The sequence below is a fragment of the Agrobacterium sp. ES01 genome, assembly GCF_050320885.1.
In the GTDB taxonomy this organism is placed as follows: Bacteria; Pseudomonadota; Alphaproteobacteria; order Rhizobiales; family Rhizobiaceae; genus Allorhizobium.
The window spans coordinates 217504-236579 of sequence record NZ_JBNQTH010000002.1 but is presented as its reverse complement, the minus strand read 5'-3'; the positions used below and the strand labels follow the sequence as shown (position 1 = coordinate 236579).

15 protein-coding genes and 1 riboswitch are annotated in these 19076 nt (G+C 59.4%); of the genes, 11 read left to right on the top strand and 4 right to left on the bottom strand.

Features of this window, described 5'->3' with window-relative positions; translation table 11 throughout:
• Positions 1-45 precede the first annotated feature (45 nt).
• Entirely contained in the window at positions 46-909 is an 864-nt protein-coding gene (locus tag ACQQ2Q_RS08965; protein ID WP_428186719.1) for a MurR/RpiR family transcriptional regulator, read from the bottom strand.
• Between ACQQ2Q_RS08965 and ACQQ2Q_RS08960 the strand changes: the two genes are divergently transcribed.
• The 8 genes from ACQQ2Q_RS08960 (at position 895) to ACQQ2Q_RS08925 (ending at position 9880) form a co-directional block, all read left to right on the top strand.
• Positions 895-1053 (top strand): hypothetical protein, encoded by a 159-nt coding sequence (locus tag ACQQ2Q_RS08960; protein ID WP_428186718.1) that lies wholly within the window; start codon positions 895-897, stop codon positions 1051-1053. The genes ACQQ2Q_RS08965 and ACQQ2Q_RS08960 overlap by 15 nt on opposite strands.
• A gap of 56 nt (positions 1054-1109) precedes the next feature.
• Entirely contained in the window at positions 1110-2198 is a 1089-nt protein-coding gene (locus ACQQ2Q_RS08955; protein ID WP_428186717.1) for a D-TA family PLP-dependent enzyme, read from the top strand.
• Between the two features lie 535 nt (positions 2199-2733).
• Positions 2734-4215, top strand: a complete 1482-nt coding sequence (locus ACQQ2Q_RS08950; protein ID WP_428186716.1) for a M81 family metallopeptidase — start codon at positions 2734-2736, stop codon at positions 4213-4215.
• A gap of 63 nt (positions 4216-4278) precedes the next feature.
• Complete coding sequence (locus ACQQ2Q_RS08945) at positions 4279-5796, top strand: ABC transporter substrate-binding protein (protein WP_428186715.1); 1518 nt, start codon at positions 4279-4281, stop codon at positions 5794-5796.
• A gap of 32 nt (positions 5797-5828) precedes the next feature.
• Entirely contained in the window at positions 5829-6770 is a 942-nt protein-coding gene (locus ACQQ2Q_RS08940; RefSeq protein ID WP_428186792.1) for an ABC transporter permease, read from the top strand.
• Entirely contained in the window at positions 6767-7630 is an 864-nt protein-coding gene (locus ACQQ2Q_RS08935; RefSeq protein ID WP_428186714.1) for an ABC transporter permease, read from the top strand. Before ACQQ2Q_RS08940 ends, ACQQ2Q_RS08935 begins: the two co-directional genes overlap by 4 nt.
• A 2-nt stretch (positions 7631-7632) precedes the next feature.
• A complete protein-coding gene (locus ACQQ2Q_RS08930; protein ID WP_428186713.1) occupies positions 7633-9438 on the top strand; it encodes a dipeptide ABC transporter ATP-binding protein in 1806 nt (601 codons plus the stop codon).
• Positions 9439-9484: 46 nt separating this feature from the next.
• A complete protein-coding gene (locus ACQQ2Q_RS08925) occupies positions 9485-9880 on the top strand; it encodes a RidA family protein (protein ID WP_428186712.1) in 396 nt (131 codons plus the stop codon).
• A gap of 278 nt (positions 9881-10158) precedes the next feature.
• Here the strand turns inward: ACQQ2Q_RS08925 and ACQQ2Q_RS08920 are convergent, their stop codons facing one another.
• Together ACQQ2Q_RS08920 and ACQQ2Q_RS08915 are read right to left on the bottom strand one after the other, a co-directional pair.
• Positions 10159-12303, bottom strand: a complete 2145-nt coding sequence (locus tag ACQQ2Q_RS08920) for a PQQ-binding-like beta-propeller repeat protein (protein WP_428186711.1) — start codon at positions 12301-12303, stop codon at positions 10159-10161.
• Entirely contained in the window at positions 12303-12677 is a 375-nt protein-coding gene (locus tag ACQQ2Q_RS08915; protein ID WP_428186710.1) for a hypothetical protein, read from the bottom strand. Before ACQQ2Q_RS08915 ends, ACQQ2Q_RS08920 begins: the two co-directional genes overlap by 1 nt.
• Before the next feature lie 302 nt (positions 12678-12979).
• Positions 12980-13185, top strand: a riboswitch (cobalamin riboswitch).
• A gap of 92 nt (positions 13186-13277) precedes the next feature.
• Between ACQQ2Q_RS08915 and ACQQ2Q_RS08910 the strand changes: the two genes are divergently transcribed.
• The gene (locus ACQQ2Q_RS08910) at positions 13278-14522 is read left to right on the top strand and encodes an aromatic ring-hydroxylating oxygenase subunit alpha (protein ID WP_428186709.1); all 1245 of its coding nucleotides are present in this window, start codon (positions 13278-13280) and stop codon (positions 14520-14522) included.
• Position 14523: 1 nt separating this feature from the next.
• A complete protein-coding gene (locus ACQQ2Q_RS08905) occupies positions 14524-15606 on the top strand; it encodes a 2Fe-2S iron-sulfur cluster-binding protein (RefSeq protein ID WP_428186708.1) in 1083 nt (360 codons plus the stop codon).
• 23 nt (positions 15607-15629) lie between these two features.
• Here ACQQ2Q_RS08905 and ACQQ2Q_RS08900 read toward each other — a convergent pair whose 3' ends face one another.
• Positions 15630-16022, bottom strand: coding sequence for a GFA family protein (locus tag ACQQ2Q_RS08900; RefSeq protein ID WP_428186707.1), 393 nt, complete (start codon positions 16020-16022; stop codon positions 15630-15632).
• 334 nt (positions 16023-16356) lie between these two features.
• On the opposite strand from ACQQ2Q_RS08900, the gene amt reads away from it, so the two are divergent.
• Entirely contained in the window at positions 16357-18810 is a 2454-nt protein-coding gene (gene amt / locus ACQQ2Q_RS08895; RefSeq protein WP_428186706.1) for an ammonium transporter, read from the top strand.
• Positions 18811-19076 lie beyond the last annotated feature (266 nt).

Below are 19076 nucleotides of genomic sequence, written 5' to 3'. Positions count from 1 at the left end.
TTCCCTATCGCCGGACGCGGCCCACGACCCTTCTCCCCTTTTTCATCAGTCCCCAAGCAGTTGGCGGTCGTCGCCATCGCGGTTGCGCACCAATTCCTCCTTGATGGAGCGCAGAGATTTCAGTGCTCTGTTGCGGCTGGCATAGGCCACCATGTTGGCGAGGATGTCGATCGCTGCGAGATATGCATATCGGGTGGATGTCGGACGAAAGATGTTCTTGCCTTCCGGCATCTCGATCGCAATCACCACATCGGCTGCCGCCGCCACAGGCGAGTCGTTCTGGGTCATGACGATTGTCGGGATGGATTGCTGCCGCAAAAGTTCAAGGCAATGGACGAGGCCCTCGTCCCGGCCGGTGAATGACGAGCCGAACACAACGGTGCCGGGCTGCGCGGCAGCCGAGATCATCAGGTTCATGCCATGATCGTTCGATGCATTGATACGACAGCCGAGACGGAACAGGCGATTGTGCAATTCGTTGACGATCATCGCCGAATTGCCGCTGGCGCCGAAGGCCTGAATAAACTCGGCGCTGCTGAGCATGCTCGCAGCCGTCTCGATTGCCTTGAGATCAAGTTGGCGGTGGACCTCGAAAAGGGCGTTCTGCGCCTTGGAAACGATGTCGTGGGCAACCTCTTCCGCCGTCGCCGTCGGTGCCTCCGGCTTCAGGTAGCGCAAGCCGACATAGGCCAGTTTTGCAAGCTGCACCTTGAAATCCGAATAGCCCTGACAACCGAGCCGACGACAAAAGCGCGTGACAGTCGGCGGCGAGACCCCGGCCCGTTCGGCCAGATCGATGATGGAAGAGTTGACAACGAAATCGACATTTTCCAGTGCGAAATGTGCGAGCTTCGTCTCAAGGCTGGAAAGCCTTCCCTCTTCGTCGGAAAGGGCATGAAACAGATCCATCCGGTCGTCTCCTTCAGCGGCGATCTCGAAAAAATGCGCGGGTCCGTGAAAATGAATTTCACTGACGCCTGTTTTGATAGCATAATGACGCAAAGCATCAACGTAACTGTCGATGCTGACGAAAATGCAAATACTTGTGCCTGATGATATCAACTGTCTCCATTGACCAATGGCACAGCTCCCCCAAACGAGGTTTCACAATGAACTATCCGTGGCCCCAACCCGGCACGCCGCTTGAACAGGTCGCAACGCCAATGCCCGTTATCGACGAGGAACGGCTTGCCACCAATATCGCCAGGGCCCAGGCCTATTGCAATTCGCATGGCAAGCGTTTCCGCCCTCATATCAAGACCCACAAGATGGCCGCGGTCGCCCGACAGCAAATCGAGGCGGGCGCAATTGGCCTCAACTGCCAAAAGGTGACAGAGGCAGAAGCGTTCGCCGATGCCGGCTTCGATGACATCCTCATCACCTATAACATTCTGGGGCCAACCAAGCTTGCCCGACTCAAGGCGCTGAATGACCGCGTTGGAAAGCTTGCCGTCGTTGCCGATAGCGAAACCACGGTTGATGGACTAGCCTCCACCTTCGGTGAGGACAGGCCACTCACTGTGCTTGTCGAATGTGACACCGGCGCCAAGCGCTGCGGCGTTCAGACGCCACAGGCAGCGGTGGCACTTGCTGAGAAGATCGCGGCTGCGCCGGCGCTACGCTTCGGCGGCATCATGACCTATCCGGCGGTCGGGGGCGCGGAACAGGTGGAGCGGTTCATGGCCGAAACCATGAAATTGCTGTCGGACAAGGGGATCGATTGCCCGGTGCGTTCCAGTGGCGGATCGCCGGATCTGTTTGCGGCCCATCTCGTGCCGTCGGCCACCGAACATCGTGCCGGCACCTATGTCTATAACGACCGTAGCATGGTCCGTGCTGGCCATTGCACCACCGACGATCTGGCCATGCAAATCCTCGCAACCGTCGTCTCCCGCCCGGCCCCCGATCGCGCTGTCCTCGATTGCGGATCGAAGGCTCTCACATCCGATCTGCTCGGCTTCACCGATTACGGCACGATTGTCGACTACGCGGGAGCGCAGATCGTCTCCCTATCCGAGGAACATGCCGTCATCGACCTTCAGGGGTGCCAGGTGCCGTTTGCAGAGATCGGTCAGGTCGTCAAAATTATACCCAACCACACCTGCGTCGTTACAAATCTGTTCGACCGCATCGTGTTTCATCGCGACGGATTCGTCACGCGGGTCGAAAAAGTCGATGCGCGGGGCACGGTCTGGTGATGCCCAGGCAATAATTTTCTTCAGTTTCAACTGACGTGCTGCGCCGAGACCCATGCGGCCTGCACCATATCGTGAAAATCGGGCGTCCATCACGGGCGCCCGTTTTCATGACGGCGTCTCAGCCACAATGCCAAACCAGCCGATCCGATGCGACTGAAGACCTTGATTTCTTGATATTTTGCCGCGTCGGGGCCGCCATGCGCTTCCTCGACAGATGCCGGCCCGCCTGAAAATCTGAGGGGCTTTTCCTCATTCACGTAAATATTTTACACAATATGTTCAGAATCGTTTCTTCGTGTTGACATAAACGGCTCAATTGGCATTATTAAGAAAATAAATTACACCAAAATGGTGAACGGGTGAACTGAACGAGACTGGAAAGCACATCTTCAATACGCGCCGCTTCTGTCGCCACATCGGCCTCCAGACCTGACAGCGCTGACGAACGAAACTTGGAAATCAAAACAGCTTTACGACGGCATTGGATCTTCCACAGCGATGGAGGTTTGGTCCTGAGCATATTCGGATGAAAGACATGCGCATTTTTACCGCCTCGTTGGCGACTGAGACCAATACATTTTCTCCGGTGCCAACAGACATGAACGCTTTCAAGGCGGCATTCTATGCCGGACCGGGCGAACATCCGGATACGCCGACGCTCTGCTCCTCGGTCGTGCCGATCTTGCGGCGTCGCGGCAAGGCGGAGAATTTTACCGTGATCGAGGGCACATCGTGCTGGGCAGAACCCGCCGGCCTCATTCAACGCCAAACCTATGAAACCCTGCGCGACCAGATCCTCGACGAACTGAAGGCCGCGATGCCTGTGAATGGCGTCGTGCTCGGCCTCCACGGTGCCATGGTTGCCCAGGGTTATGACGATCCCGAAGGCGATTTCCTGCAGCGCATCAGGGAACTTGTCGGGACCGATGTGCTGATCGCTGCCGAATTCGACCCCCATAGCCATCTGACAGCGCGCCGGGTCGCCAATCTCGACATCATGGCGACATTTCTCGAATTCCCGCACACGGATTTCGAGCAGCGTGGCGAACATGTGGTCGAGCTCGCGCTTCAGGCCCTGCGCGGAGAAATCAGGCCGGTCATCTCCACCTTCGACTGTCGGATGATCACCATTTTCCCGACCAGTCGCGAGCCGATGCGCTCCTTCGTCAATCGCCTGCAGGCGCTTGAAGGCAAGGATGGCGTCCTGTCCGTCTCCGTCATTCACGGGTTCATGGCCGGCGACGTTGAGGACATGGGAAGCCGCATTGTCGTCATCACCGACAACGACAAGGACAAGGGCGACGCTTTGGCGGCTGCTCTCGGTCGCGAGCTATACGGCATGCGAAAAGACACAGCCATGCCGATGCTCGGCACCGAAGCGGGCCTGGATTTCGCCGTGTCCATTCGTGGCGCGCAACCTGAAAAACCTGTCTTGATCGCGGATGTCTGGGACAATCCCGGCGGCGGCGTTGCGGGCGACGCCACGCATATTCTGCGGCGCATGCTCGAGCGCGGCATGGATGACTTCGCGGTCGCTGCCATTTGGGATCCGATCGCCGTCACCTTCTGCCACGCGGCCGGCCAGGGCGCTGAACTGAAGCTGCGCGTCGGCGGCAAATCCAGCCCGGAAGGCGGCGAGCCGCTGGACCTTCGCGTCACCGTTGAACGTGTCTTTCACGCCGGTTGGCAAAGTTTCCGAAACAGCCGCGTCACACTCGGCAGTACGGCCGTTATCCGTCCCGTTGGAACCAATATCGATATCGTACTGATTACCAGTCGCACCCAGACCTATGAGCCGGACATCTTTTCCAATCAGGGCATCGATTTTGCAAACAAGGCCTATTTGCTGATCAAGTCGACCAATCACTTTTATGCGGGCTTCCAGCCGATTTCGTCCGAGATCGTCTATGTCGCTGCGCCAACCTCCTATCCGACCGACCCCGCAACGACACCATACCTGAAGGCAAGTCTCCAGCTTTGGCCGCGCGTTGCCGATCCGTTGGGACTGGATGGATGAATTTTCGAACCGGGACAGCCCGACGAAAGCCTTGACCACACAAACTGCAACAAGGGGAATGACATGAAAAAGAGTGCATTTGTTCTGATAACACTGGCGGCGCTTGCCGGCACAAGCAGCCTGGCTTTGGCCCAGGCAAGCGACGGCGTGCTCACCGTTGCGACCATCGGTGAACCGCCAACGCTTGACGCCATGCAGACACCGACCGATATCGTGCTGACCATCGACCAGCATATCTTCGAGACCCTCTATACATATGATGCCGAATGGAAGTCTGTGCCGCTGCTTGCGGCCGACATGCCGACCATCTCCGAAGATGGTCTGACCTATCGGATCCCGCTGCGCGAAGGCGTTACCTTCCATGACGGCAGCGCCTTTGATGCCAAGGATGTCACCGCCTCGCTGAAGCGCTGGATGGCCATCAATTCCAAGGGCAAGCAGGTTGCCGAACTTGTCGACAGCCTGAGTGAAGACGGCGACCACGCGGTGGTCATCACGCTGAAGTCCCGTTATGCACCGCTGCTTGCGACCCTTTCCCAGGCATCCGTCATCATGCCGTCTGAGAAGCTGGCCGATACCTTGACCGAGTTTGTCGGCACCGGCCCCTACGAACTCAAGGAACGCAAGCCTGACCAGTATACCCAGCTCGTTCGCTTCGATGGCTACAAGTCGCCGGAAGGCACGCCGAGCAATTATGCAGGCAAACGCGAGGCAATCGCCAAGGAAATCCGCTTTGTGCCGGTTCCGGATGCGAATACCCGTGTTGAAGGCCTGATCGCCGGTCAGTTCGATTATGCAGATTCATTGCCGGTCAGCGCCTATGAGCGGGTCGAGCAGAGCGACAATGCAAAGCCCGTTATCTTCAAGGATGCAGGCTGGGCCTCGCTCAACATGAACATGAAGGAAGGCTTGCTGACGAAGAAAGCGATGCGCCAGGCCGTACAGGCAGCGCTTGACCCGAATGACATGATGCTGGCTGCCTTTTCTGACGACCGGTTCTTCAGCGTCGACGGCTCGATCTTCCCGAAGGGCTCGTTCTGGCATACCGAAGCCGGTGTGGCCCGGTATGGCGAGGGCGATCCCGAAACCGCTGCCAAACTGCTTGAAGAGGCCGGCTATGACGGTCAGCCGCTGCGCCTGATGACCAGCCGGCAGTATGAATTTCACTACAAGATCGGCGAAGTCGCCAAGGCCTATCTCGAAGCCGCCGGCTTCAAGGTCGATCTGCAGGTGGTGGACTGGGCAACCTTGACCACGCGCCGCGCCGATCCAAAGGAATGGGATATCTTCATTACCCACTCCAACTTCCCTGGCGACCCCACAACCATCAACACGATCACCGATGCCTATCCCGGTTGGTACGTCTCCGACCAGAAGGCAAAGGCTGTGAGCACCTATATGGACGCCACCACAGACGACGCGAAAAAATCTGCCTGGGAAGGCATTCAGACCGTGATCTATGATGATGCGCCGCTCTATAAGGTTGGAAACTTCAACGCCGTTTCGGGTGTTGCCAAGGGCGTTTCCGGATATGAGCCAACCTATTGGCCGCATTTCTGGAACGTCACTCCCAAGCAGTAATGTGACAAAGTAAGGACCTGACTATGGCAAGGATTGCGCAGGCACTGCTCAAACGACTGGGAGGTATGGCCATTGTCCTGGCTCTCGTCGTGACGGTGGTCTTTATCATCGTTCGCGTGACGCCTGGCGATCCTGCCGCTGTCATGCTGGGGTCGGATGCGACCCCGCAAGACATAGCCCAGTTACGCACAAAATTGGGGCTCGATGCGCCCCTGATCATGCAATATGTCCAATTCGTCGTGGGCATATTGCATGGCGATCTCGGTCAGTCGATCTTCCTCGGGCAGCCGGTGACGACCGCGCTTGCCGCACGTGCCGAACCGACATTCTTCCTGACCCTGTTTTCGATCCTGATTGCGGTTGCGATCGCCCTGCCGGTCGGCATTCTGTCTGCGGTCAAGCGTGGCACGTTATTCGACCAGATCGTGGTCACCCTGACCATGGTCGCCGCCAGCGTACCCAGTTTCTGGCTCGGCCTGATCCTGATCCAGGCCTTTGCCGTTGGCCAGGGATGGTTTCCGGCATCCGGTTACGGCGGCCCCTATACGCCGTTTCTCGAACGGCTTCATCATCTGGTCCTGCCTGCGGTGGCATTGGGTGTGGTCAATTCAGCGCTGATCACCCGCTTTACGCGCGCGGCCATGCTGGATGTTCTCGGGGATGATTATGTGCGCACCGCACGCGCCAAGGGAGCCGGCGAAGGTCGGGTGATCCTCAAGCACGCGCTGAAAAATGCACTGATCCCGATCATCACGGTCATCGGCCTGTCAATCGCCATGCTGGTCGCGGGCGCGGTGGTGACCGAGACGGTTTTCGGCCTTCCCGGCGTTGGCAATCTCGTCGTCTCAGCCGTTTTGCGCCGCGACTATCCTGTCATACAGGGGGCACTGCTCGTCGTGGCCGCCATTTATGTGTTGATCAACTTCATCGTCGACATGCTCTATATTCTCGTTGATCCAAGGGTGCGCCTATGACTACCATGGCCTCCGTATCCATGCCGTTCGCCTCAAGTCTGCGCCGCTTGTTCGGCAATCGCGCCATGCTCGCCGGTGCGATCATCCTGGCCATTGTGGTTCTCGCAGCACTTCTTGCCCCCTGGGTTGCGCCCTACGCGCCGAACAAGCTTTCGATCGTCAACAAGCTTAAGCCGCCGTCGATGGATCACCTGTTCGGCACCGACGAATTCGGGCGTGACATCTTTTCACGCGCAATCTTTGCAGGGCGGATCTCGCTTCTTGTCAGCCTCGGCGTGGTTGCCATATCAACGGTTCTCGGGGTTATTCTGGGCGTGGCGGCAGGCTTTTTCCGCCACTTGGACGCACCGATCTCACGGCTGCTCGACGCGATGATGTCGTTTCCCGATATCCTGCTTGCGATTGCTCTGGTCGCCGCGCTCGGCCCGTCCCTTTCCACGGTCATCCTGGCGCTCGGCATCACCTATGCACCGCGTCTTGCACGCATCGTGCGCGGGTCGACCCTCGTCCTTCGCGAGCTTCCCTATATCGAAGCCGCGGTCGCCATGGGGTTGCCGACATGGCAAATTCTGGCCCGCCACGTGTTGCTGAACCTCGCTTCCCCGATCCTGGTGCAGGCCACCTTCGTCTTCGCGTCGGCAATGCTGGCGGAAGCAAGCCTTTCCTTCCTCGGCGTTGGCGTTTCGACCGACATGCCGACATGGGGGACAATGCTGGCTGCGGGCCGCGAATATATGAACAACGCCCCATGGCTGATGGTGTTTCCCGGCCTCGCCATCGTGTTTTCCGTGCTCTCCGTGCAGTTGCTGGGCGATGGCCTGCGTGATCTCGTCGATCCACGGCTGGCCAAGGAATTTTGATCATGACGGATACCATTACCAAGGTCCGGCCCGTGCTTTCGGTCGAGAACCTGACGACATCTTTCAAGACCCAGCAGGGCTGGACCGCGGTCATTCGCGATATCAACCTGCATGTGGATGCCGGCGAGACGGTGGCCATCGTCGGCGAGTCCGGCTCGGGCAAAAGCGTCACCGCGCTCTCGACGATGCGGCTTTTGCCCGCCGACCGCGCGCGGTCGCAAGGGCGAATCCTGCTGGACGGGCAGGATCTGCTACAGGCCAGCGAAGCCGAAATGCGCGCTGTGCGCGGCGGTTCGATCGGAATGATCTTCCAGGAGCCGATGACCTCGCTCAACCCCGTCTTCACGATAGGCAACCAAATCTCCGAGGCACTGGTGCTGCATCGCGGCCTTTCCTGGAGCGATGCCGCGGCTGAAACCATCCGTTTGATGGAGCGGGTTCGCATTCCTGCGGCAAAGACGCGTCTTCACGAGTATCCGCACAAGTTCTCCGGCGGCATGCGACAGCGGGTGATGATTGCAATGGCCCTCGCCTGTCGGCCAAAACTGCTGATCGCCGACGAACCGACGACCGCGCTCGACGTCACGATCCAGGCCGAAATCCTGCATCTGCTGCGCGAATTGCAGAGCGAGGAGAACATGGGCGTCCTCTTCATCACCCATGACATGGGTGTGGTTGCGGAGATCGCTGACCGCACCGTCGTCATGTTCCGCGGCGATGTCCTGGAGACCGGCAGGACAGAAGATATCTTCAAATCGCCCAAGGCCGTCTACACCAGATCGCTTCTCGCTTCGATCCCGCGACTTGGCACGATGGGGGGAGCCATGGCTCCCAAGCGCTTCCCGGAAGTCGATGCGTCGACCGGCGATCCGATCGAAGGCCGGGAGATGATACCCGTCTCCCCGTCTATCGAACCCATCCTCAAGGTCGACAATCTTTCCGTGCGCTTCGATCTGCCCAATGGCCGTGTGCATGCTGTCGAGGATGTCTCCTTCGACCTGCGTCCGGGCGAGACACTGTCCCTGGTGGGCGAATCCGGTTGCGGAAAATCCACCACCGGTCGGGCAATCATTCGCTTGATCAGCCCTTCGTCCGGCAAGATCGTCATCGAAGGCCAGGACGTGACGAAAGCCGGCACACGCGACTTGCGTGCCATGCGGCGCACCTCGCAGATGATATTTCAAGATCCATTCGCCTCTCTCAATCCGCGCATCACCATCGGATCCGCCATTGCAGAGCCGATACTGGCCCATGGCTTGATGGGCAGACGCGAGGCGAAGGAACGCGTGGCAGAATTGCTCGAACAGGTCGGCCTGTCGGCCAGGATGGCCGACCGTCATCCGCATGAGTTTTCCGGCGGCCAGCGGCAGCGCATATCCATCGCGCGTGCCTTGGCGCTCGACGCAAAATTCATCGTTGCCGACGAGGCTGTTTCAGCGCTCGACGTGACCGTGAAGGCGCAAGTGGCCAATCTTCTGCTGGACCTGCAGGAAAAGCGCGGACTTGCCTATCTCTTCATCTCCCACGACATGGCTGTTGTGGAACGAATGAGCCATCGCGTCGCGGTCATGTTCCTGGGTGAAATCGTCGAAATCGGGCCGCGTGCGGCGATCTTCGACAACCCGCAACATCCGTATACGCGCCGCCTGATTTCCGCCGTGCCGATCCCCGATCCGTCGCGTCGTGGCCAGACGCTGCCGCCCATGGCCGAAGAGATCAAGAGCCCCGTTCGGCCCTTCGACTATGTTGTGCCAAAACGCAGCTACCGGGAAGTATCGCCTGGTCATTTCGTGCAGAACATGCCCTGATCGGCGCCCCCGCGATCTACAATCTCCCAAGCAGAAAGTTTACATCATGAGCACAAAGACACTCATTCGCTACGAAGCGGCCGAGAACCAGGCCGGCGGTCAGCGCCGCCCTTTTGCCAAGGCCGTCCGCGCCGGTGATTACGTCTATGTTTCTGGCCAGGTCCCGACCGTCGACGGTGAAGTGATCGTCGGCAATATCGTGGCCCAGACAGAACAAGTGGTGGCAAACATCAAGGCGGTTCTGGCACTGGCCGACTGCACACTGGAAGACGTGGTCAAGGTCAATGTGTGGCTCGACGATGCACGCGATTTCTCAAGCTTCAATGCCGTCTTCCAGAAGCACTTCATAGACCACCCACCCGCACGTTCCGCCGTACAATCGCCCATGATGGTGGATGTCAAAGTCGAGATGGACGTGATCGCCTACAAGCCGCTGAGCTAAGCCTGACGGCGCTCCATCTGCCGGCTCAGCCGCACCAATATGGATCAGTTCCCCGACCCGCAAAACGGATCTCTGCGGGTCGAGGACGGCCATCCAAAGACCCCGGTCTTCTTGTGTGCCGATCATCGGGCATTCTCTTGGCTGCATCCCCTCTGCCAGATGCGAATGCCACCGGCTTCCCATGCCTGCTTTCCTTCGCCATGGCATGCGCCTTGTCGCCCATGGAAAAGGGCGCGAAATGCGCCCTTCCCCCCTCTCAGCATCTTTGAGCCTGTCGCTTACTTCGGCAGGGCGTAGACCGCCACCTGATCGCCGACGGTCGGCGACAGGATGGAGTTGCCGCCGGAGATGAAGGCGACATATTGGCGGCCTTGATATTCATAGACCGCCGGATTGGCGACGATCGGGGCCTGCAGCTGGGCCGACCACAGCTCCTTGCCGGTCTTGATGTCGAAGGCACGGGCCTTGGCATCCATCGTGGAGCCGATGAAGACCAGGCCACCAGCTGTCACCGCCGGACCGCCAATCGTGGGCGAGCCCATGCTTTCAGGCATGAAGAAGCCATACTTCTGCGATTCGCCCAGCGGACGGCGCCACTTCACATCGCCTGTATGCATGTCGATGGCGACGAGCTCACCGAAGGGTGGCTCCCAGCACGGCATGCCCAGCCAGTTCAGCGCGTTCTGCAACTCCATGCCGTAGGGCGCGCCTTCCTGGGCGTAGAAACCGTTCTCATTGCCGGACCCGCCCTTGTTCTCATCATATTCCTTGCGGGCATAAAGCTTGATGTACTGCACGATATGCGAGGTATTGACCACGGCGATCTGGTTTTCCGGATCATAGGCAACCCCGCCCCACTGAACGCCACCGGCGGAATCCGGATAGGTCAGGACACCTTTGCCCTTGGCAGTGGGCGGCGTGTACATGCCTTCATACCACAGATCGTCGAACAGCTTGGAGCAGGCACCGCCACTCACCAGATCGGCAATGCCCCAGACCTTCGGCTTCTTCGACTGGTCGAGCAAGGGGGCAGGCTTGGTCGGGAATGGCTGTGTCGGCGCGTAATATTCGCCGTCCACCGATCCGTCGCCGCCCGGCACCGCACGCTCCTCGATCGGCCAGACATCCTCGCCGGTTTCGCGATTGACGACGAACAAAAAGCCCATCTTGGTCGCCTGCATCAGGGCCGGGATGGTCTTTCCGTCGACCGTGATATCCATCAGTGTCGGAGCGGAATTGATGTCGTAATCCCAGATGTCGTGATGGACCCACTGGCGCGACCAGACAACCTTGCCTGTTTCCAGATCGAGCGCTGTCGTCGAGGTTGCATAGGGAATCTCCTCGGTACGATTGCCGCCCCAGTAGTTTGGCGAGGGCGAGGACACCGGCAGATAGACCAGGCCCAGATCCTCATCGACCGACATATGCGTCCAGACATTGGCGGTACCGGTCTTCTGCCGCACCTCTTCCGGCAGCGTCTCAAACGACCATTGCAGTTTGCCGGTCTGCGGATCGACGGAGAACACCGCACCCGGAGGTGCTTCGGCAAAGGCCCAGTCCTTGCCGGCCCAGCCGATGATCACGTGATTGCCGGCCACGGTTGGCGGCTGCAGCAGCGAGAACGGGAAGCGGTCATTGATGGTGTTCCACTGATTGGCGTCGAGAACGCCGTTATTGCCGAATTTCTCGCAGGCCTTGCCGGTATCGGCATCGACCGCAAAGAGCTGGGCATCCATGGTGCCGATATAGACGATCTTCTGGCACGGCTCGCCGGCGACCGGATTTTTCGATTGCCAATAGGAAACGCCGCGATTCTTGAGCGCCGGCTGCGTCAGGGCCTCCAGCGTGGAATCGGTATCGAAGTGCCATTTCTCTTTCCCGGTTGCGGGATCGAGCGCCAGAATGCGGTAAAAGGGCGTACCGATATACAGCGTGTCATTGGCAAAGACGGGCGTTGCCGACCACACCGTCGCCGGCGTGCCGCCGCTGCCGTCAGACACGTCGCCGGTATGCATGTCCCACACCTTTTTCAGGTCCTTGACATTATCGGTCGTAATCTCGGTCAGCGGAGAATATTTCTGCGCATTCAGCTGTCCGTGAAAACTGTCCCATGTCGCCGTTTTCGGCATCATCGGAATATTCGTGCGCTGACGCGGCGTGGTGTTGAATGTCGGATCGGCGACGCCCGGATAGCGGTCCGGCTTGGGCGTTGCGTCCGCAAGCGCCGGGGGCGTAGACGGCGCGGCCGTATCGGCGCTATCGGATGTCGAAGGCGCGCTTGGCGCCGTGCTGTCCTGTTCGAGTGTGGTGCCGGCTGACGGAGCCGCCGGCGCTTCGGGCTGGGTGGTATCCTGGGCATAGGCGGCGGTGCCCAATGCGGCCAGGATGAGGCCGCTTGCAAAAACGATATTCATCCGCTTCATCATGCTGCTCCTTGAAATGTCGTTGCGGCAGGCGAAGGCTGGGCGATCTCCCAGATCGCACCGATCAGGGCCACAACCATGGCGCCAATCAGCAACCATTCATGCAGAAAATATCCGGCAGCTGCCGTGCAGACGATGTCGAGTACTATTAATGCGCGTACGACGTTTCTCAGCGCACCATGGCCGAAAATCGGGAAAAACAACGCCGCCAACAACATGATGGCCGTGGAAAACACCACCAGACCCGCTCCGATCGAACCGTTGACGCCCGTGAGCGGGACAACAAAATTATAGAGTGCGACGGCAAGGCCGAGGGCAGCGCCGACAGCAAGCACCCAAATTCCCAATGGGTAATAATAATTTGGATTGTTCATGACTTTCCTCTTCGAGTTGGGACGGCCCAAAACGCAAAACTGTGCCCAACCACCCGCCGTGTGATTGAACGAAACCACTTTGTTTTGACCGTTTTCAGGGTCTGCACTACTCACCCCTTGTTGGGGTGAACGCACAACTTGGCGATAGGATCCATCGCGCCTTGCACATTAGCGAAATAGTTCGAAGCGCCGCCGTGTCGTGACCAGACGGCAACCAAGGGGCGGACACAGTTTTCAGCGACTATTCAAATTGCGCATTCTCGATGTCGCTTTCCATCGCATCGCACCCCCGCATAGCCGCTAGTATGATCTCAATCCAAGGTGCCGGGCCGCAGGGAGGCGGAGCGGAGAATTGGGAAGCCGGTCTAAATCCGGCGCTGCCCCCGCAACGGTGGCGGAGCGAAAAATCCGACGGGAGGCCACTGGGCAGACAAGCCTGGGAAGGAGTCGGATGGTCCATGATGGACAGCTCCGGAGCCCGGAAACCAGCCTTGTAGACATGTCAGTTTCGGCCGCGGCGGGCGGTCCGGGCACATGCGGCAAACCCAAGAGGCCGCATTGCTTTTCTGCGTCCGCCAATGAACATCAATGAGGGCGCAAATGGATTTGCAGACGACAGTTTTGCGGCAACTTAAGAACCGCCGCGAAGGCTTCTCCCTGGAGCAGCCCTTTTATATCGATGAGGACATTTTCAAGCTGGACATGGAGACCATCTGGTACCGTGACTGGCTGTTTATCGGCCATGACTGCGAGGTTCCCCGCGCCGGCAATTATTTCACCGTGCAGATCGGCGACTATCCCGTGGTCGTCGTGCGCGGCAAGGATGGCGTCATTCGCGCTTTCCACAACACGTGTCGCCATCGCGGGCATCGCGTTTGCACGTCCGAGCGCGGCGCGGCGGCCAAGATGGTTTGCCCCTACCACAACTGGACCTACGACCTCGACGGCTCGCTGGTCTTTGCCCGGCAGATGGGTGAAAGCTTCGACAAGGCAGAGTTTGGCCTGAAGCCCGTCGCCTGCGAGAGTGTAGCCGGCTATATCTTCGTCTGTCTTGCGCAGGAGCCTGCCGATTTTGCGCCGATGCGCGCCAGTATCGAACCCTATATGGCGCCGCACCGTCTGGCCGAAGCCAAGGTTGCCGCCCGCTCGACCATTATCGAAAAAGGCAACTGGAAGCTCGTCTGGGAAAACAATCGCGAGTGCTATCACTGCGCCGGCAACCATCCCGAACTTTGCCGAACCTATCCGGAAGCGCCGACTGCGACCGGCGTGCAAGGCGCCGGCGACGATCCGGTCATTGCCGAGCATTGGGCCCGTTGCGAAGCCGGTGGGCTGCCGAGCGAGTTCCTGATGGATCCGACAGGCCAGTTCCGCGTTGCCCGCATGCCGCTGATCCCCGGTGCGGAGAGCTACACCATGGACGGCAAGCCGGCGGTGAAGAAGCCGCTGTCAGGCGACGTCAACATCTCCAATATCGGCACCATGCTGCTGTTCCACTATCCAACCACGTGGAACCACATTCTCGGCGACCATGCGATTTCCTTCCGCGTGCTGCCGCTGTCTGCAGAAGAGACGGCGGTCACGACGACATGGCTCGTTCACAAGGACGCGGTGGAAGGCGTCGACTATGACGTCGAAAAGCTGACCCATGTGTGGAACATGACCAACGACCAGGACCGCTCCATCGTTGAAGAAAACGCCTTCGGCATCCGCTCGCCGGCCTATGAGCCCGGCCCCTACTCCGTCGAACATGAAGGCGGCGTGATGCAGTTTGTCGAATGGTACGCCAATTTCATGGTCAACCGCCTGCAGGGCGACAAGGCTCCACTCTCGGTCGTGGCATAAAATGGCAAAAGACAAAACATACAGGCATGTCGATGAAATGCGGCCCTGGAGCGACAAGGAGCATATGCTCGAATGTGTCGCTTGGACGCCGGAAACACCGGATGTGATGACCTTCACCTTCAAGTCTGACCATCCGGGCCACTGGTTCCGATACCAGCCGGGTCAGTTCCTCACGCTGGAACTGCCGGTGGGGCCGGAACCGGTCATGCGCACCTATACGATCTCGTCCACGCCGTCGCGTCCCTACACCATTCAGGTGACGGCCAAGGCGCAGAAGGATTCCATCGGCACACGCTGGATGATGGAACATCTGCAACCGGGCATGAAACTCAAGGCCTATGGGCCGGTTGGCGACTTTTCCTATGTCCGTCATCCCGGCGACAAATACCTGTTCATCTCGGCCGGCTCCGGCATTACACCGATGATGTCGATGACCCGCGATCTCTCGGACCGCGAACCCGACAGCGACATCGCCTTCGTCCACTGCGCCCGCTCGCCCAACGATATCATCTTCCGCTGGGAGCTGGAATACAAGGCGCGCTACATGCCGCATTTCACGCTCGGCTTTATCGTCGAGCAGCTGGAGCGCACGCAGCTGTGGTCGGGCCTGAAGGGTTGGGTGGACCGGGCCAAGATCTCGCTTCTGGTGCCCGACTTCCTCGACCGCAAGGTCTTCTGTTGCGGTCCTGCGCCCTTCATGGCGACGGTCAAGGACGCACTTCAAAGTGCGGGCTTCGACATGGACCACTATCATGAAGAAGCCTTCCTGCCGGCCGCTGCCCCTGCCCCGATCGTGGTGCCCGATTATGCTGACGGCGAAAAGCCGACCAAGGTCACATTCGCCATGTCGGGCAAGGACGGTCTGTGCGAGCCGGGCCACACCCTGCTTCAGGCCGCGCGTGCCTCGGGTGTGCGAATTGCCGCTGCCTGCGAATCCGGGCTTTGCGGCACCTGCAAGGTGATGAAGCTCAAGGGCGAAGTCGACATGCAGCATAATGGCGGCATTCTCGAAGAAGAGATCGAGGAAGGCTATATCCTCGCCTGCTGCTCACGTCCGCTGACACCCGTCGAGATCGAAGCTTAAACCCTCGATTTCACGACCGCGATCTATTCTTCGGAGCGCTCATCACTCTCCCGATCGCGGTCGTAGCGCCTTTGCAGCGGAAATGGCGGCAACCAGTTTTCGCGCCTCACCGTCCAGAGCTCGTAGGTCGGGACCAGTCGATTGGGCTGATCGAGCGATCCGAGATTGACCTCGATCTCATCGCCGCTGCATGAAAAGACGGACGATCCACAGCGCGGGCAAAAATGCCGTCCTTGATAAGCGCGCGTTTCTCCGTCCACTTTCACCGCGTCTTGCGGGAAAATAGCCGAGGCATGAAACAGCGCACCATGGTGTTTCCGACAATCCATGCAATGGCAAAGTCCAACCCTGTCGGGCCGGCCTGAAGCGACAATACGCAGCGCACCGCACAGGCACCCGCCGGTCAAGGTTTCCATCCATCATCTCCCCATCATGAAACTCGGCCAGACCATTGCCGAGACTGGCTTCAATGTCACGACGCTCTGTGCCCGCTGCCAGTCGGAATCGGGGCCATTCCGGCGACATGTACGGAGGACTGAAGTATTGCGACGACAGTCACTTGCCTTGCCTTAGATTAAAGCAAACGCATATTTTTTATGCGCCACCTTGAAATCAGCGCATGGATACGTCCGCTCCCAGCCATAAAGTCCCGCAATCGCGGGCATTTACTCGGCGTGCAAAGCGACAAAGCAACACTTCGTTAAGTATAACCGAACAAGGATTGTACCCATAACCTTGCGGGAAACAATCATGCGCAAACACGCACTTCTACTGACGAATACATTCTTATTTCTTGCCTTTGCTCCACCTCTCCATGCCGCTGACGCCGATCCGATTGCCTTGATCGACAAGACATGGGTTCTGGTCGCCTCTGCTCTGGTGTTCATGATGCAGATCGGTTTTCTGTTTCTGGAAGGCGGCCTGGTTCGCTCCAAGAACTCCATCAACGTGGCTCAGAAGAACCTCGTCGATCTGGTCGTCTCCGTCGCCCTGTTCGGCATCATTGGCTACATGTTCATGTTCGGCGCGGATCTCTTCGGCTTCATCGGCATGGATGGCAACCTCATGCTGTTTTCCGGCGACAGCGAGGCGGCACTCTCCTTCTTGATCTTCCAGGCCATGTTCTGCGGCACGGCTGCCACCATCGTCTCCGGTGCGGTGGCGGAGCGGCTGACTTTCTCCGCCTATCTCGTCTTGGTCGCGGTCATTGCCGCCCTCGTCTATCCCATTTTCGGTCATTGGGCCTGGGGCAAGCTTCTGTTTCCAGGCAATACGGCCTGGTTGGCGGATCTCGGCTTCATCGATTTTGCCGGCTCTACCGTCGTCCATTCCATAGGCGCCTGGTCGGGTCTGGCAGCTGTCGTCATCATGGGGCCGCGCATCGGGCGCTTTCTCGAAGACGGCACGGTCGCCCGCATTGCCAGCCACAACACGGTTCTGGCAAGCGCCGGAACGCTCATCCTGTTCATCGGCTGGTTCGGCTTTAACGGCGGATCGGCCCTAACGATGGATGCTCCCGTGGGGCATATCATTCTCAACACGCTGGCAGCCGGTGTCTTCGGTGGTCTTTCCGGCACATTCCTGTCGCGCATGAAGGAAGGGATATGGCGTCCCGAAGGCCTGATCAACGGCGTCCTGGGCGGCCTGGTCGCGGTGACGGCCGGCTGCATGGTTCTGACCACCCAAGGTGCGCTGCTCGTCGGCCTGGTGGGTGGCATGGTTGCGGTATCGGGTGTGTGGCTTTTGCTGAAACTCAAGATCGACGATCCGGTCGGCGCCATTCCCGTGCACGGTTTCGCCGGCGTCTTCGGCACCATTGCCCTTGCCCTTCTGGCACCGGAGCAGAATCTGGCTGCCGGATCGCGGTTTGCGCAGATCGGGGTCCAGATGCTGGGCGCGGGCGCCGCCTTCGTCTGGGCATTCGGCGGCGTCTGGATCGTGCTCAAGCTGTTGTCGTCCGTCATGCCGCTGCGCGTCACGGCCGAGCAGGAACTGGCGGGCCTCAACACGGCAGAACATGGCGAAACGCTGGGCACCGGGCGGCTGCAGGAGCTGCTGATGGAACTTGCGGTCGGCGACGCGGACCTCTCGGCCCGCCTGGAAGTCGACCGCGGAGACGAGGCCGGAGAACTGGCAGACCTGTTCAACCGGCTGATGGCGCGTCTGGAGCAGGACAATATCCGCCGCCGCTTCCTCGACGATCAGAACCGCGATGCCGATACGGTCCGGCGCAATGCCGATGCCAGGCGCCAGGAATCCGAACAGGAAATCATCGCCAAGATTGCCGAGGTGATCGCCGCCGTTCAGGACAAACGCCTCAACAACCGCGTCGATCTCGGTGCTCAGATGGGGACGCTGAAATCCATCGGCGATGGCGTCAATGGACTGCTCGATACCCTGTCGGGCCTGATCCGCTCGATCGGCTCTTCGGTCGACGATCTGTCCGGCGCCGCCGAACAACAGGCAACCGGCTCGCGTCAGCTTGCGGTCTCTGCGAACCAGCAGCATCAGCAGATGGCGTCCCTGCGCCAAAGCCTGGGTGGCTTTCAGGCCGATTCCAACAGCATTTCGACGGCAACCCAGGGTGCCACCACCGCGGTCGGCGAGGCGGTTGCTGCCTCGCGCAGCAGTCAGGATGCGGCAGCCGTTGCCGTCGATGCCGTCAACCGCATGGAGGTCACTGCTGCCGAGGCGCTCAAGATCATCGATCATATCAACGAGATTGCCTTCCAGACCAATATCCTGGCCATCAATGCCGCAATCGAGGCCTCCTCTGCCGGCAAGGCGGGGCAATCCTTCGGGGTGATCGCCACAGAGGTGCGCGGTCTTGCAAGCCAGGTCGGCTCGCTTGCCGACGAGGCCGGAAAACTGCTCAACTCATCAATGGAGACTGTGCAGGAATCGGTGAAGGCCATCTCGAAGGCGTCGACCACGCTCGATGGCGTGTCCGAACGCGCCGAGCGCGGCATGCGGTCGGTGGCGGAAATTGCCGAGACCGCCAAGCGCCAGAGCGCGCAATGCAATGACCTGATGGACGCGATCGACCGCATCGGCAAATCCATCGACGAGACAGCCGTGATGGCGGAAAAGACCCATTCTGTCGCCAACGGTCTGGCTGAAACGACCGACGGTCTGCGCCGCGAGGTGGCAGGTTACGACATCGAGCCCCAAGAGCCCGCATCCCTGACGCGGAAATCAGCCTGAGGCGGCAAATTTCCACGCCTAAAGACTGGCCTGCCGACCGCGGTTCGACAAAGCTGCGGAACAATGACCGATCTGGCCCGTTCATCTTTGCGAGACAAGCAAAGGAGAGAGACAATGAACGCCATTATTTACATCGTAGGCCTTGTGGTCGTCGTCGGTGCAATTCTGTCGTTTATCGGCCTCGGCTGATAGCGGCACATTGTCGGGAACAATCAATGTTCCAGCATGAACAGGAGTGGCTTTCGCCGCTCCTTTTCTGTTTGCGC

Coding starts and splice junctions, on each gene's coding strand:
- ACQQ2Q_RS08960 (WP_428186718.1), top strand. CDS start 895: ATGAAACAGATCCATCCGGTCGTCTCCTTCAGCGGCGATCTCGAAAAA.
- ACQQ2Q_RS08965 (WP_428186719.1), bottom strand. CDS start 909: ATGGATCTGTTTCATGCCCTTTCCGACGAAGAGGGAAGGCTTTCCAGC.
- ACQQ2Q_RS08955 (WP_428186717.1), top strand. CDS start 1,110: ATGAACTATCCGTGGCCCCAACCCGGCACGCCGCTTGAACAGGTCGCA.
- ACQQ2Q_RS08950 (WP_428186716.1), top strand. CDS start 2,734: ATGCGCATTTTTACCGCCTCGTTGGCGACTGAGACCAATACATTTTCT.
- ACQQ2Q_RS08945 (WP_428186715.1), top strand. CDS start 4,279: ATGAAAAAGAGTGCATTTGTTCTGATAACACTGGCGGCGCTTGCCGGC.
- ACQQ2Q_RS08935 (WP_428186714.1), top strand. CDS start 6,767: ATGACTACCATGGCCTCCGTATCCATGCCGTTCGCCTCAAGTCTGCGC.
- ACQQ2Q_RS08930 (WP_428186713.1), top strand. CDS start 7,633: ATGACGGATACCATTACCAAGGTCCGGCCCGTGCTTTCGGTCGAGAAC.
- ACQQ2Q_RS08925 (WP_428186712.1), top strand. CDS start 9,485: ATGAGCACAAAGACACTCATTCGCTACGAAGCGGCCGAGAACCAGGCC.
- ACQQ2Q_RS08920 (WP_428186711.1), bottom strand. CDS start 12,303: ATGAAGCGGATGAATATCGTTTTTGCAAGCGGCCTCATCCTGGCCGCA.
- ACQQ2Q_RS08915 (WP_428186710.1), bottom strand. CDS start 12,677: ATGAACAATCCAAATTATTATTACCCATTGGGAATTTGGGTGCTTGCT.
- ACQQ2Q_RS08910 (WP_428186709.1), top strand. CDS start 13,278: ATGGATTTGCAGACGACAGTTTTGCGGCAACTTAAGAACCGCCGCGAA.
- ACQQ2Q_RS08905 (WP_428186708.1), top strand. CDS start 14,524: ATGGCAAAAGACAAAACATACAGGCATGTCGATGAAATGCGGCCCTGG.
- ACQQ2Q_RS08900 (WP_428186707.1), bottom strand. CDS start 16,022: ATGGAAACCTTGACCGGCGGGTGCCTGTGCGGTGCGCTGCGTATTGTC.
- amt (WP_428186706.1), top strand. CDS start 16,357: ATGCGCAAACACGCACTTCTACTGACGAATACATTCTTATTTCTTGCC.